This is a genomic window from Brevibacterium antiquum, from assembly GCF_016107655.1.
Taxonomy (GTDB): Bacteria; Actinomycetota; Actinomycetes; order Actinomycetales; family Brevibacteriaceae; genus Brevibacterium; species Brevibacterium antiquum.
Genome location: NZ_JABASX010000005.1, coordinates 59,199 through 73,225, shown reverse-complemented (window position 1 = coordinate 73,225; position 14,027 = coordinate 59,199). Strand labels below are relative to the sequence as shown.

General features: G+C 64.4%; 12 protein-coding genes. 5 read left to right on the top strand and 7 right to left on the bottom strand.

Going from position 1 to position 14,027, the window contains the following annotated elements:
- Positions 1-23: 23 nt before the first annotated feature.
- The 3 genes from JFC13_RS09685 to gndA form a co-directional block, all read right to left on the bottom strand.
- Entirely contained in the window at positions 24-866 is an 843-nt protein-coding gene (locus tag JFC13_RS09685) for a formate/nitrite transporter family protein (protein ID WP_198396885.1), read from the bottom strand.
- Between the two features lie 177 nt (positions 867-1,043).
- The gene (locus JFC13_RS09680; protein ID WP_198396884.1) at positions 1,044-2,186 is read right to left on the bottom strand and encodes an alanine--glyoxylate aminotransferase family protein; all 1,143 of its coding nucleotides are present in this window, start codon (positions 2,184-2,186) and stop codon (positions 1,044-1,046) included.
- 99 nt (positions 2,187-2,285) lie between these two features.
- Positions 2,286-3,827: an NADP-dependent phosphogluconate dehydrogenase gene (gene gndA, locus JFC13_RS09675; protein WP_198396883.1), complete on the bottom strand. Its 1,542-nt coding sequence runs from the start codon at positions 3,825-3,827 to the stop codon at positions 2,286-2,288.
- Between the two features lie 194 nt (positions 3,828-4,021).
- Here gndA and JFC13_RS09670 point away from each other — a divergent pair, with 194 nt between their 5' ends.
- Complete coding sequence (locus JFC13_RS09670) at positions 4,022-4,519, top strand: gluconokinase (RefSeq protein WP_198396882.1); 498 nt, start codon at positions 4,022-4,024, stop codon at positions 4,517-4,519.
- A gap of 51 nt (positions 4,520-4,570) precedes the next feature.
- Positions 4,571-5,974: a GntP family permease gene (locus tag JFC13_RS09665; RefSeq protein WP_198396881.1), complete on the top strand. Its 1,404-nt coding sequence runs from the start codon at positions 4,571-4,573 to the stop codon at positions 5,972-5,974.
- 66 nt (positions 5,975-6,040) lie between these two features.
- Here JFC13_RS09665 and JFC13_RS09660 read toward each other — a convergent pair whose 3' ends face one another.
- From JFC13_RS09660 to rsmA, 3 genes are read right to left on the bottom strand one after another with little or no spacing between them, the layout of a single operon-like run.
- Positions 6,041-6,769 (bottom strand): FadR/GntR family transcriptional regulator, encoded by a 729-nt coding sequence (locus JFC13_RS09660; protein ID WP_198396880.1) that lies wholly within the window; start codon positions 6,767-6,769, stop codon positions 6,041-6,043.
- Positions 6,769-7,716, bottom strand: a complete 948-nt coding sequence (locus tag JFC13_RS09655; RefSeq protein WP_198396879.1) for a 4-(cytidine 5'-diphospho)-2-C-methyl-D-erythritol kinase — start codon at positions 7,714-7,716, stop codon at positions 6,769-6,771. Before JFC13_RS09655 ends, JFC13_RS09660 begins: the two co-directional genes overlap by 1 nt.
- Positions 7,713-8,624: a 16S rRNA (adenine(1518)-N(6)/adenine(1519)-N(6))-dimethyltransferase RsmA gene (gene rsmA, locus JFC13_RS09650; protein ID WP_198396878.1), complete on the bottom strand. Its 912-nt coding sequence runs from the start codon at positions 8,622-8,624 to the stop codon at positions 7,713-7,715. Before rsmA ends, JFC13_RS09655 begins: the two co-directional genes overlap by 4 nt.
- Before the next feature lie 162 nt (positions 8,625-8,786).
- On the opposite strand from rsmA, the gene JFC13_RS09645 reads away from it, so the two are divergent.
- From JFC13_RS09645 to JFC13_RS09635, 3 genes are all read left to right on the top strand, one after another.
- A complete protein-coding gene (locus tag JFC13_RS09645; RefSeq protein ID WP_198396877.1) occupies positions 8,787-10,058 on the top strand; it encodes a class I SAM-dependent methyltransferase in 1,272 nt (423 codons plus the stop codon).
- Positions 10,059-10,107: 49 nt separating this feature from the next.
- Positions 10,108-10,944 carry a sulfurtransferase gene (locus JFC13_RS09640; RefSeq protein ID WP_198396876.1) on the top strand — a complete coding sequence of 279 codons (837 nt, stop codon included), beginning with the start codon at positions 10,108-10,110 and terminating at the stop codon, positions 10,942-10,944.
- Positions 10,945-11,378: 434 nt separating this feature from the next.
- The gene (locus tag JFC13_RS09635; protein ID WP_198396875.1) at positions 11,379-12,248 is read left to right on the top strand and encodes a C40 family peptidase; all 870 of its coding nucleotides are present in this window, start codon (positions 11,379-11,381) and stop codon (positions 12,246-12,248) included.
- A gap of 116 nt (positions 12,249-12,364) precedes the next feature.
- Here JFC13_RS09635 and JFC13_RS09630 read toward each other — a convergent pair whose 3' ends face one another.
- Positions 12,365-13,999: a glycoside hydrolase family 3 N-terminal domain-containing protein gene (locus tag JFC13_RS09630; RefSeq protein WP_198396874.1), complete on the bottom strand. Its 1,635-nt coding sequence runs from the start codon at positions 13,997-13,999 to the stop codon at positions 12,365-12,367.
- Positions 14,000-14,027: the final 28 nt, after the last annotated feature.

Sequence of the window (14,027 nt, the reverse complement as noted above, 5' to 3'; positions counted from 1 at the left end):
AAGGAGTCTGCATCGGCCATCGCCTAGCTGGACTGCGTCTCGAGATCTTCGAGGGAAACCGTGCCCTTGCGCAATGCTCGAAGCACACGATAGGTCCGAACCACCCGCGGCAGGGTGATGAGCAGCAGCCCGCCGAGCATGTTGAACGGGATGACGATTCCAAACCATTTCAGCAGATCCAGCATCGAGATATCCGCCCCGGCCACCATGGCCGCGAAGATGACGATCGCGTTGAGGGCACCGTGGAGCATGCCGAGGCCGATGAGCAGCAGACCCGATGCCATGCTGACGATGGCGAGGACGACGTCGTTCGAGGTGCCCTGTGACATCCGGGTGGACAAGGTGACGGTGGCACCGGCCAAGAGCGACAGCGCGATCATCACCACCAAGGATGGTTGGTCGATGTACTTCATGGCCGTGTCGATCATCGTCGAGTGGTAGTCAGGAAGCGCCAGAACCATCAGCCCGGCAAAGGCGAGACCCCCGACGAGGTTGGTCACCAAGGTCACCGCCCACAGGCGGACTACCTGAAGAACATTGGCCTGACCCGCGATCACGGCATTGATGGGCAGCAGAAACTCTTCGGTGAACAGCTCTGAGTGGGCAAGCTTCAGCGCCAGCAGACCAATGCCGAAGGCAAGACCGGCCAGCACGTCTGACCCCGTCGCCTGCTTGACCAGAATCATCGCCAGGATGCCCAGGCCCACGTCGACACCGCCGAAGAACCCGGTGACGACGAGCTCCGGCCACTTCCGGTTCAGGCGCTTCGCCCCTGTGATCACGGTCGCTGTTGCCTCATCGACCAATTCGTCTTCGAGGTCGAAGTCATTCGCCCCTAGTCGCTGACGCTGCTCTCTCTGAGTCATTGTCACAGTGTATTCGCGAGACCTGCGCGTTGGTGGACCCGCTGCACACCTGGAGCGATTCGCGCCTCAAGACACACCAGGAGCGCTGAAACACCCCGTTGCAACGAGATGTTTCAGCGCTCCTGGTGTGGGGGCACCTGATCTGCGGCACCGTCCCTGAGGATTCAGCTTGAGGCGTCAGCCCTGGGGCGTCACGCCGATCGAGTCGAGGGCGGCTTCGAGGCGGGAGATCGATCCGTCGATGTCGCCGAGTTTGTCGAGGCCGAAGAGACCGATCCGGAAGGTGGAGAAGTCCTCGAGCTCGTCGCACTGCAGGGGCACGCCGGCAGCGATCTGGACTCCGGCTTCCTTGAACTGAGCGCCGGTGGCCAGCTGCGGGTTGTCCGTGTGGACGACGACCACGCTGGGCGAAGCGAATTCCGGTGCCGCAACCGAAGGCAGTCCGCGATCGGCGAAGACCTTGCGGACCCGGTCGCCGAGTTCGAACTGTGCGGCGGCGAGCTTGTCGAAGCCGCGTTCCTTCGTCTCGAGCATGATAGCGGCATTGTGCGCGAGCGAATCGGTGGGCATGGTCGCGTGGTACGGCGCCCGGCCTGCTTCGTATTCGTCGGCGATGAACAGCCACTTCTTCAGGTCCATGGCGAAGCTCGTCGAGGTGGACTCGTCGACGGCGGCGCGGCCGGCTTCGCTGAGCATGACGTAGCCGGCGCAGGGCGAACCGCTCCAGCCCTTCTGCGGCGCACTGATGAGAACGTCGACGCCCAGCTTCTCCTGTGAGGCCCAGACTGCACCCGAGGCGATGCAGTCGAGGACGAAGACACCACCCACGCCGTGAACCGCGTCGCTGACCTGGCGCACGTAGTCGTCCGGCAGAAGCATGCCGGAGGCGGTTTCGATGTGCGGAGCGAACACGACGGCCGGGCGCTCGCGTTCGATGGCGGCGACCACCTCGGCGATGGGGGCAGGAGCCCAGGCCGACTGGTGCTCGTCACTGAGAGGGGACGCCTTGAGCACTGTCGTCTCGCTGGCGATGGATCCGGCGTCGAGGATCTGCGACCAGCGGAAGGAGAACAGTCCGTTGCGGACCACAAGGCACTTCTTGCCCGTCGCGATCTGCCTGGCCACTGATTCCATGGCATAGCTGCCACCACCGGGGACGATGGCGACGCTGTGCGCGTCGTAGACCTCGCGCAGGATGCGGTTGATGTCCTGCATGACGGACACGAACCGACCCGACATGTGGTTGAGTGATCGGTCGGTGAAGACCACCGAGTATTCGAGCAGGCCGTCTGGATCGATATCTTCATGTGGCAGAGTCATGTCACCAACATTGCCATGTTCGACGAGTTTGGGCCACTGCCGCTCAACTGAAGAGACGTCGCCGCAGAAGAGACGTTCCAACGGCACGGACCTCGGTGATCACAGCTGCACCTCGCTGCGATCACCCGACCACAGCGTATGGAAGGTTCCCGGCCGATCTGTGCGCGCGTAGGTGTGAGATCCGAAGAAGTCCCGCTGCCCCTGCACCAGCGCGGCTGAGGCCCGGGAGGTGCGGATGCCGTCGAAGTACGACAGCGCCGAGGCCAGGGCCGGGATCGGCACGCCCGAGGAGGCGGCATCGGCGACCGTATCCCGCAGAGCCTGCTGCCCGGCGTTGAGTGAATCCCGGAAGTACGGAGCGGCCAACAGTGAGCTCAGATTCGGATCGGCGTCGAAGGCTTCCGTGATCCGTTCGAGGAATCTGGCGCGGATGATGCAGCCCGCCCTCCAGATCCGGGCCACTTCTCCGAGTTCCGTGTTCCAGCCGTGCTCCCGCGCTCCCGCGGCGATCTCGTGGAAGCCCTGCACATAGGCGAGGATCTTTCCCGTGAACAGCGCTTGCCGCACGGTCTCGATGACCGTGTCACGGTCGACCGGCGCCGAGGCGGAGCCAGCGTCGAGCGCCGATTCGCGGGCTTCCTCGAACGCCGAGGTGAGCGTCGAAGGACCGTCCAACGTCGTCCCGGATGATCGCAGTACGGAGGCCGCGGACAGTGACCTGGCCGAGACCGCCTCGGCAATGGTGGCGACAGGCACGCCAAGGTCGAGTCCGGTCTTCACCGTCCAGCCGCCGGTCCCCTTGGCTCCGGCGGAATCGGCGATGATGTCGACGAACGGCTCGCCTGTGGCCGCATCGGTGTGGTCGAGGACCTCGGCGGTGATTTCGATGAGATAGGACTCGAGATCTCCTCGGTTCCATTCTCTCAAGACCTCTGCGATCTCAGGAGGGGTGAGACCGAGCCTGCTCCTCAGCAGTGCGAAGGCCTCAGCAATGAGCTGCATGTCGGCGTACTCGATCCCATTGTGGATCATCTTGACGAAGTGGCCGGCCCCATCGGTGCCCACATGGGCGATGCACGATTCCGGGTCCGCCTGTGCGCTTCGCCCGTCGCCGGATTCGGCACGAGCCGCGATAGGTTCGGCACGAGCGGCGATGGGTTCGAGAATGGGCCGCAGTCGTGCCCACGCGGATTCGGTGCCGCCGACCATCATCGATGGCCCCTCAAGCGCACCGACCTCTCCCCCGGAGATGCCGACCCCGACGAACTCGATGCCGGCCTTGGCCGCGTTCTCGCCACGGGCGATGGTGTCGGTGAACAGCGAGTTTCCGCCGTCGACGATGATGTCTCCGGGTTCGAACACCTGGAGCAGGTCGCTGATCGCCGAGTCCGTGGCCGGGCCGGCATTGACCATGAGGATTGCCACGCGTGGACCCGACAGCTTGCTGGCCAGATCCGCCGGCGATGAGGCGACGAGGAAGTCCGCTTCGTGATGGTCGGCCGCCAGTGCTCGAGCTCGGTCGACATCGCGGTCGTAGATGGCGACTCGCGCTCCGGTCCGGCCGGTCAGATTCCGTGCGAGGTTTCGTGCGAGGTTCGAGCCCATCACTCCGGTGCCGATCACGCCCACTTCCGCGCTCATACCCAATCCTCTTCCTCGTGGCTGCTAGTCATGGCTGTCAGTGACGGCGAAATGTCCAGTGACGGCGAATTCTCGCAGCTGACAGGTTCTCGCAGCGGTTGACAGTTTCACCCGTCTCATTTAGATTTCTATAAATCTGATTTAATGAGTGCAGTTTAGCAATGTCATCATATTTTTACGAGAGGCCAACTGAGATGGATCTTCCCCCGCTTGTCATCATGGGGGTGTCCGGCACGGGGAAGACACTGATCGGTCGACGCTTGGCTGCCGAGCTCGGAGCCGCGTTCGTCGACGCCGACGATCTCCACAGCCAGGACAACAAGTCCAAGATGCGTGCTGGAGTCCCCCTCGACGATGAGGACCGGTGGCCGTGGCTGAAGTCCGTGGCCAGTGAGCTGACCTCGAATCCACCTCCCATCGTCGCCTGTTCCGCGCTGCGACGCAGCTATCGGGACTATCTGAGGACACAGGCACCAGCAACCTTCTTCGTCCATCTCACCGGGGACCGCGAGATCATCGTCGAGCATCTCGCGCGCCGTTCACACGAATTCATGTCACCGACGCTTGTCGACTCCCAGCTGGAGACGCTGGAACCGCTCACCGTCGAGGAAGCACATTTCCTCGCACCCATCGATCTCTCCCCCGCCGAGGTGAGTCGATACATCACCGAGCGTCTCCCCCATGCCACCTGAGAACTGTCCGATGCCACCTGACCACGACCCAACCTCAAGGAAGAGGAAATTGTGACTGAGATCGAACTCAACTGGACGCTGTCGGCCCCGGCGCTGCTCGGCATCGCCGCAGCGGCCATCGCCGTACTGCTCGTCCTCATCATCCGCTTCAGGCTTCATGCCTTCATCGCGCTCGTCGTGGTCAGTGTGGTCACCGCCCTGGCCGCGGGAATCGCCCCCGGGGATCTGGTCCCCGTCATGTACGACGGCTTCGGGTCCACCCTGGCCAGCGTCGCACTCCTCGTAGGGCTCGGGGCCATGCTCGGGAGGATGCTTGAACTCTCGGGCGGGGCACAGGTGCTCACGGATGCGCTCATCAAGGCTTTCGGAGAGAAGCGTGCGCCGTTGGCCTTGGGCCTGACCTCGCTGCTGTTCGGCTTCCCGATCTTCTTCGATGCCGGTCTCGTCGTCATGCTGCCGATCATCTTCACGGTGGCCAAACGCCTCGGCGGATCTCTGCTTCTCTACGCCATGCCATCGGCGATCGCGTTCTCGGCCATGCACATCTTCGTCCCTCCGCATCCCGGACCCGTGGCCGCGTCCGGGCTTCTGGGCGCGAACGTCGGACTCGTCCTCATCTGCGGTCTGATCATCGCCATCCCCGCCTGGTATCTGTGCGGGTATCTGTTCGGGCTCTTCATCGGCAAGCGAATCGAGGTCTCGGTTCCCTCGCTCCTGGCCCACGATCCAGCCGAGGAGTTCGCCGACTTCAGGTCCTTGCCCAAACTCTCTACGGTTCTCGTCCTGCTTGCCCTTCCGCTTGTGCTCATCTTCCTCAACACCGGCCTCAACTTCGCCGGTGAGGCCGGCTGGGTCGATGCCGAGTCCACTCTGGTCACTTCGCTGCGCATGCTCGGTGAGACTCCGATCGCCCTGCTCATCACGGTATTGGCGGCCATGTGGCTGCTGGGGTGGCGGAAGAAGAAGGGCAGCAGCATGGTCGAGAACATCGTCGACTCGGCGCTGGGCCCAGTCTGCTCGATCATCCTCATCACCGGAGCCGGCGGCATGTTCGGCGGTGTGCTGCGAGCCAGCGGGATCGGAGATTCCATCGCCGACTCCCTGGCGGCACTGGGTCTGCCGGTCATCGTGGCCGGATTCGTCATCGCCGCGATCGTGCGCATCGCCCAAGGTTCAGCCACGGTCGCGCTCACAACTGCGGCGGCACTCATGCAGCCGGTCGTCGTCGGCAACCCGGACTTCTCGAGTCTGCAGGTCGTCGCCATCGTGCTGTCTCTGGCCGCAGGCTCCGTGGTCGCCAGCCACGTCAACGATTCGGGCTTCTGGCTGGTCTCCCGGTTCTTCGGCATGGACACGAAGACCACTCTGAAGACCTGGACCGTGGCTCAGACCATCCTCGGTCTGGTCGGCTTCGCCCTCAGCCTCGCCCTCTACGGTGTCGTCAGCGCGTTCTGACCAGCCTGTCTGGAGGGTCGTCAGCCTGTCCTGAGGGTCGTTCAGCCTCGCCTGTCCGGAGACTCGTCAGTCCGTCTTGAGGCGCGGCTGGCCCGCCCACGCATCTTCCATCTCGGCGAAGGCTCGATCCATCATCTTCGTCATCGCAGCATGAGCTCGATCGGGGTCCCCGTTGCCGATGGCATCGGCGACGTCGAAGTGCCATTGCAGCGCCTCTGGATGGGGGAACTTCGGCATCAGCCCGGCATGCGTTCGACCGCGCAGGATCTCGGCGACGACCGAGTCGAAGGAAGCGAAGAGTTCGTTGCCGCCGGCTCTCAGGACTGCCCGATGATAGGCGATATCGACTTCCAGCACCGCCTCCACATCGCCCTTGCGTCCGCTGGTGCGCATTCTGGCGGCCAATCCCATGATCTCCTCGGCCGCATCGGCTGAGGCATGGACCGCGGCCAAGTGTGCTGCCTGAGGTTCGATGGCGACTCTCAGCTCGGTCAGGGAACGCAGTTGGAGGGCCGGGGTGGCGGCCATTCGCCACCGCACCACCAGAGGGTCGAGTATGGTCCATTCCCGCATGGACAGAATCACCAGCCCCAAGCGGCGGATCGGCTTGACCATCCCCAGGGACTCCAGAACACGCACCACTTCGCGCACCACCGAGAGCGAGACTTCGTACCTCACACGCAGCTCCTCGGCCCGGACGACCGTTCCCGCTTCCAGGTCACCGGTGACGATGTCAGTGCCGATCGAATTGAGAAGACGTTCGTGGAGGTTGCCGCTGTCCTTCGCTTCGGCCATCAGTGCTCGATGATGTGGGCGCCGGGGGCAGGTCCCGTGGTCCGCAGCGCTTCCTTGACTCCGCGCGTGGCCTGGAGCAGGACCGCGAGGTCAAGGGCGTGATGGGCGTCGCGGGCGAGGAAGCCGATCGTCGGGCCTGAGCCGCTGAGCAGGGGCAGGAGGGCACCGGCTGCACGCCCGGCCTCCATCACCTCGGCGAGTTCGGGCATGGCCGATATCGCGGCATCGGTGAGGTCGTTGGCGGCCGCTGTGGCCAGGGTGTCCGGGTCGCCGGCGGCGAGCGCCGTGAGCACCTCGGCGGGCACGACCGCTGGTTCGGGATTCGGGGTGAGTTCGTCGAATCGTGAGTACATCGCCGGTGTCGACAGCTGCCCCGCCGAGGTGGCCATGACCCAGTGGAATGATCCGCGGGTGAGGACGGGGGTGAGTTTCTCCCCGCGTCCGTGGCCGATGGCCGTTCCCCCATGGAGGAGGAAGGCGACATCGGCGCCGACTCCGACCGCGCAGTCGTGGAGGATCGACTCGTCGACTCCCCCGACGAGGTGGGCGGCACCGCACAGTGCTGCGGCCGCGTCGGCCGATCCCCCGCCCATGCCGCCGGCGACGGGGACCTGTTTGTCGATGACGATGTCGAGCTCGCGCAGGACGTCGACGTCGCGTTCGTCTTCGAGGGCTGCGATGAGGAGGTTGATGGCCTTGCGGGCGAAGTTCGACTCGCCCTGGGGCACCTCGGCGTCACCATAGCGACCGCCGACGACGATCGAGGAGCTGCCGCCGGGGACGAGGGTCACGGTCTCATTGAGGTTGAGGGCCTGGAACACCGTCGCGAGTTCGTGGTATCCGTCATCGCCGACCCCACCCACGCCGAGGTGGACGTTGATCTTGCCCGGTGCCTGCACCTTCACGGGTGTCAGGGTCTTCGGGCACGAGTGCAGCTGTGCGCTCATGATTGTGCGCTTCCCGTTGTGGAAGTCTCATCCTGTGCGGCACCCGCTGCGGCGAGTCGTTCGAAGTCTGCGACGCCGAGGGCTTCGCCGCGCGTCTTGGGGTCGATGCCTGCAGCGCGCAGCAGCTCCTCTGCTCGCTGGGGGCTGCCGGCCCAGGTCGCCAGGGCGGCGCGCAGGGTCTTGCGGCGCTGGGCGAAGGCTGCGTCGACGACACTGAAGAGGCGACGACGCTGCTCCGGGTCGCGGTGAGTGCGGGTCACGTCGATGTGGACGAGACCGGAATCGATGTTCGGTGCCGGCCAGAACACATTCTTGCCGATGCGTCCGGCCAGAGTGACCTCGCCGTACCACTGGGCCTTGACGCTGGGCACACCGTAGGTCCGTGATCCGGGACCGGCAGCGAGTCGTTCTGCGACTTCGAGTTGGACCATGACGAGCACGGACTCCAGGCTCGGGAAGATCTCGAGGAAGTGCAGCAGCACCGGGACCGCAACGTTATAGGGCAGGTTCGCGACCAGAGCATCGGGTGACGTGGGCAACTCGGTGACTCTGAGAGCATCGGCATTGACGAGTTCGAAGTTCGCGGTCTCGTCGGCAGCGGCTGTGCTCTGACCGTGCTTCTCTGCTCTCTTCCCGTACTTCTCAACCGTGGCAGGCAGGCGGGCGGCCAGGACATCGTCGATCTCAACAGCGGTGACATGGTGGCCGGCTTCCAGCAGACCCAGCGTCAGCGACCCCAGGCCGGGACCGATCTCGACGACGCTGCTGTGGTCCTGAAGCTTCGCGGACATGACGATCGAGCGCACGGTATTGGGGTCGATGACGAAGTTCTGCCCCTTCTGCTTAGTCGGGCGCAGACCGATGTCGGCGGCGATTTCGCGAATGTCGCGTGCGGTCAATAACGTCACAGCCAACAACTTACAGCACTCATGAGCAGGCACAATCACCGAACGCCTCTGTCGCCGTTTCCTTATACTCCTGCAACATCGGAGGCAGATGGCCGAGCAGCGCAGGCTCTCGACTGGCCAGCGCAGTCAGATGACCGATGCCAGGACGATAGGGTGAAGAGTATGGATCCGCAGACACTCACCGAACTCCTCGACGTCTCCGTCCTCGACCGGCTCGACCGGATCGAGGACCTGCCTGCCGATGAGCTCGCCCGATCATCGGCGCTGCGCAAGGAGGGCTATTCCGCCGAGGTGACCGCCGCCCTGCTCACGCAGGCCCAGCTGCGCAAGGACGCCGTGAAGAAACTCGGCCCGTTCGCCGAGGACATGCTGTTCACTCGTGACGGTCTGGCCCAAGCCACACGGCTGCCGGTGGCCGCCCACCACGCTCGCCGCCTCCTCGGCGAGGGCAAGGACACCGGTGGCAACACGAACACCGCTGGCGGCCAGGACACCGATGCCGAGGCGGCAGACTCCGCACCCACGATCGCGGATCTGGGCTGTGGGATCGGCGCCGACTCCTTCGCCTTCGCCGGGATGGGCGCCCAGGTCACCGCCGTCGACGCGGACGAGGTCACTGCCGCCATCGCCAGCTTCAACCTCCGCCACCTGGCCAATGCCAGCATCGAGCACGCCCGCGCCGAAGATATCGATACCTCTGCATTCGACGCCCTGTGGTTCGACCCGGCCCGCCGCACGGTCGGGAAGGGGACCACGAGCGGCTCCACCGCTCGCATCTTCGATCCCGAAGACTTCTCTCCTTCTCTGTCCTGGGTCATCGACAAGGCGCTCGCGGCGAAGGCCGCAGGCATCAAACTCGGACCGGCACTCGACCACAGCCTCATCCCCGACGAGGCCGAGGCGCAATGGGTCTCCCACCTCGGCGAAGTCGTCGAGGTCTGCCTCTACTTCGGCGAGGCCAGGCAGCGTCCCGGGCGCAGTGCCCTCGTCATGGGCGAACGCACACTCCTCGTCCACGAAGATGATCTTCCCACCGACGATGAGGACGGCGTCGGCGAGCCCGGTCAGTACCTCCTCGAACCTGACGGCGCGATCGTGCGCGCCGGACTCGTCACCGCCCTGTGCGGACCCTTGCAGGCTCGCCGCGTCCACCCGAAGATCGCCTATCTGACCACCGACGTCGAACCCAGCGGACCGGCCTCGGCCGGGGTCACCGCCTATGAGGTCACCGATGTGCTGCCGGCGAAGATCCCGAGCCTGCGCAAGTCCCTCATCAGCCGCGGCATCGGGTCGGTCGTGATCAAGAAGCGCGGAGCTGATATTGTTCCTGACCAGGTCAGGCGTCAGCTCAAGTTGCCGGCCGGAGACAAGGCGACGCTGGTCTTCACCCGCCTGGGCGATCGTCATGTCGTCCTCCTGACTCAACCCTGCTGATCCGCCCCAACCCTGCTGAACTCCCTTCACCTCACTAGGAGAATCCCCGATGAACCGCTCCGACGTTCTCATCACCGCCGACGAACTCCTCGCTCGCCTCTCCGATGACGGATCCACGCCGAGGCTGCTCGACGTCCGCTGGACACTGCAGAAGCCCGATGGCCGTGACGACTTCACCGCCGGGCACATTCCTGGAGCCATCTACGTCGACATGGACACCGAACTCGCCGCACACTCCGAGACTGACCCCACAGCGGGACGACACCCGCTGCCGACTGCCGAGGCATTCCAGGACCAGGTCCGGGCCTGGGGCATCGACCAGCTCACCGACGTCGTCGTCTATGACGACAACTCGGGCCAGGGCGCCGCGCGCGCCTGGTGGCTGCTGCAGTGGGCGGGAATGAAGGCACGTGTCCTCGACGGCGGCCTGCAGGCCTTCGCTGCCGCCGGAGGCGAATTGGCCACCGGAGCCGGTGACCCCGTACAGCCGAGCACCGTGACGATCTCCCCTGATTCGATGCCCGTCATCGACGCCGACGCGGCAGCAGCATGGACAGGGGTCCTGCTCGATGCCCGCGCCGGCGAACGTTTCCGCGGAGAGACCGAGCCGCTCGACTCACAGGCCGGCCACATTCCCGGTGCCACGAGCGCGCCCGCCAGCGACAACATCGCAGACGGAAAGTTCCTCGACGAGGAGTCCCTGCGATCGCGCTTCTCGGCCCTCGGCGCTCTCGACCAGCCCGTCGGCGTCTACTGCGGTTCAGGCGTCAGCGCCTGCCACAATGCCTTGGCGCTGGCGACCCTCGGTGTCGAGACGAGCCTCTATCCAGCCAGCTGGTCGGGTTGGTCATCCGATCCTGCCCGCCCGGTCGCAACTGGAGCCTGAGGACCCACCGGCCTCACCCGCATAGTCGAGCTCCTGCCCTTGAGTCGAACTTCTGCCCTCGTTCTCGAGTGGGCATCCTTCGTCGCAGAAATGTCATTTTCGGTCTGTTACATAGGCCGATTTGTTACATACAGGCGAGGAAGATGACGAGAGATAGGTCATATCACCACCGGGCAACGCCAGGCAAACGCGCGACTGTTACAGAAACTTCAACGCTAAGAAGGCTTCTGACCTGCACTGTTACACACTTCCATGAAAACTTCTCGTCCAATGTAACGAAAACGTGACATTAGGTCACTGATTGGTTACAGTTGTGAAGGTCGGTCGCGAGAGTGCCGACTTCACAGCGAGAACCGCACGCCACGCTCGATGTGAAATCACTAAGGACCGAAAGTGGCGGTTGGGATTCTTCCAATAGGTGACGAGAGGAAAACGTGGCAAATAAGCAGCATGGCCGCCGAGCCGCAGAAGCCAAGGTCAAGACCCCCTTGACCGAACTGACCGATATCCTGAACGCCAACTCCGCCGTCTTCGGACGCCGTGCAGCCGTTGTCGCTGCCAGCGGTGGCCTGCTCACCGCAGCCGTTCTTCCGGCAGCAGGGCAAGGGGCCGACGACAAGGCCTCAGTCTCCGCGGAGTCAGAAGCTCAGACACAGGTCGAGTTCAAGAACCAGTCGGCGACCGTCGCTGCGGGCGAAGGCTCGTCTTCTCAGGACAAGGACAAGAAGCAGGGCGCCTCCATCGGCATCGACGTCGAGAACATCACTGCTGAGGCCGCTCCCAAACCGAAGCCGAAGCCGAAGCCAGAACCCGTCGAGACCGCCGAAGACGAACCAGCCGACGAGGCTGCTCCGGCTCCAGAACCCGCAGAGGACGACTCCGCCAACACCGGTTCTTCGGACTCCGGCGACGAGGACAAGGGCGAGAGCAAGGACTCCGGTTCCGATGCAGGCTCAATGGACGGCTCCAAGGCGGAGCAGGTCATGAGCTGGGCAGAGAAGGGAACCGGCACGCCCTATGTCTACGGCGGAACCTCGCAGAGCGGCTGGGACTGCTCCGGTTACACCAAGTGGGTCTACGGCAAGGTCGGTGTCGATCTGCCTCGCAACTCGGGTGGACAGAAGGCCGCAGGCCAGGTCGTCTCCCAGTCGGAGGCCAAGCCCGGTGACCTCATCTGGCACCCAGGTCACGTCGGCATCTACGCCGGTGATGGACAGATGTACGATGCCGGCTCACCAGGGTCAGGCACCTCGAAGCGCAGCTACAGCTGGATGGGTGACGTCACCTTCATTCGCGTTCTCTGATCCGGTTATACGAAGAAACCCCTCGTCCGCCTTGATGGTCCCAGCCGGACGAGGGGTTTTTCGTGCCCTGCCGCGCTGCTGCTGTCCGGGGCGCTGCTGCGGTCGGGGGCGCTGCCTCAGCTGCAGTCCGGGGCCTTATCGCTTCCGTCGTAGTCGACGGGCAGCTTGCCTGAGGCTCTGAGATCGCCCTTGAGCCATTTCGCCACGGCCTTCAGCGCATTGGGATTGCTGTCATAGGCCGTGATGACCGACTGTGCCGAGGTATTGCGCATCGTCCACGGTGCAGCGGTGCCGACTGCCACCTCGGCGGAGGACTCCGGGCTCAGGCTCACGCTCGTCCCACCGGAGCCGACTGTGAGACCCGCGTCCTTGGCCGCCTTGGTCAATTCGGTCTTCTCCTTCTCGCTGCCGCCGACGATGGAGATCGAGTCGGTGCCCTCGAATGCGCACTCCCCCTTGAGGACCGTCAGTGATTTCTCGGCCACATCGGTGAGGACCTTCTGCGGATTCTCGGAACCGGTTGGCCCGGAGTCGTCCCCACCGGAATCGCCGGTCACCGTCTTCTGGGTCTCGGCGGTGGCCAGCTGCATCGCCACCACGCGCTCTGCCTTCTTCTGCAGATCGGACTTCTTCAGGTCACCGTCCTCCATGGCCTTGACCACCGCCTTCTGTGCGGCGGCAGAATCCGGTGGCATCAGCGCGAGATCCGCGCCGGCGGACAGTGCCTTGACAGTCTCCTTCCCGCTCTGGTTCTGGTCCACGGCCTTCATGTTGAGGGCGTCGGTGATAATGACTCCGTCGAAGTCGAGCGTGTCCCGCAGTGACTTGTACGCCTTCTCATTCAGCGTTGCCGGCGTCGTCTTCGCATCCGGCAGGCCGATGTGTCCCATCATCACCATCGGGATGCCGGCCTTGACGGCGGACTTGAACGGCAGCAGGTCCGTGTCCTCGAGTTCCTTGATGCTCTTCTTCGACACCGGCAGGCTTTCGTGGGAGTCGACGTGAAGTCGACCGTGGCCGGGGAAGTGCTTCGCGGAGCTGGCGACACCGCCGAGGTGGTATCCGGTCGCGGCTTGGGCGACCACCTCGGCGGCGGCCTTGTGATCGTCACCGGCCGAACGTACGTTGATGGCCACGTCCTTCTCACCGGTTGTGACATCGGCGTCGGGGGCGAAATCGATGGTGAAGCCCAGGTCGGTGAGGTTCTGGCCCTGCACCTTGGTCGCGGTCTGCGTCAGTTCGGGATCCTCGGTGGCTGAGAGCGCCATCAGCGGTGGGAACGGCAGCGCGCCGGTGCCGAGCCGCGAGACCGGACCGCCCTCCTGATCGACGCCGATCGACACGGGCTGTCCCTTCGAACGTGCGCCGTTGACTGCTTCGGTGACACCCTTGACCTGGTCGGGAGTCGGATTCTCGGGCAGATTGTCGGCCATGACGATGACCCCGCCGAGGTCGTTGTTCTTCAGCAGATTGACCCCGGTCTGGGTGTCGGTGCCCGACCAGGTGCCGATGATGAGGGACCCGGCCAGCTCATCGTCGGAGAACGATTCGACGATCTCCTTCGCCTCGTCGGCGAAGTCAGCGGGGCCGATGTCTGCGGGCTCGGCGGCCTTTTCAGGTTCGGCCTTCTGGGCCGATTGCTGGGCTCCGGCTTCCCCGGTCTTCTCCGGTTGTGGGTCGGACGTTCCCCCGGAGCAACCGGTCAGGGCGAGCACGGCGGTTGCAGCGATGATGCCAAGTCTGGAGCGCATAGCACCATGCTAATCGTCGAAGATGAAC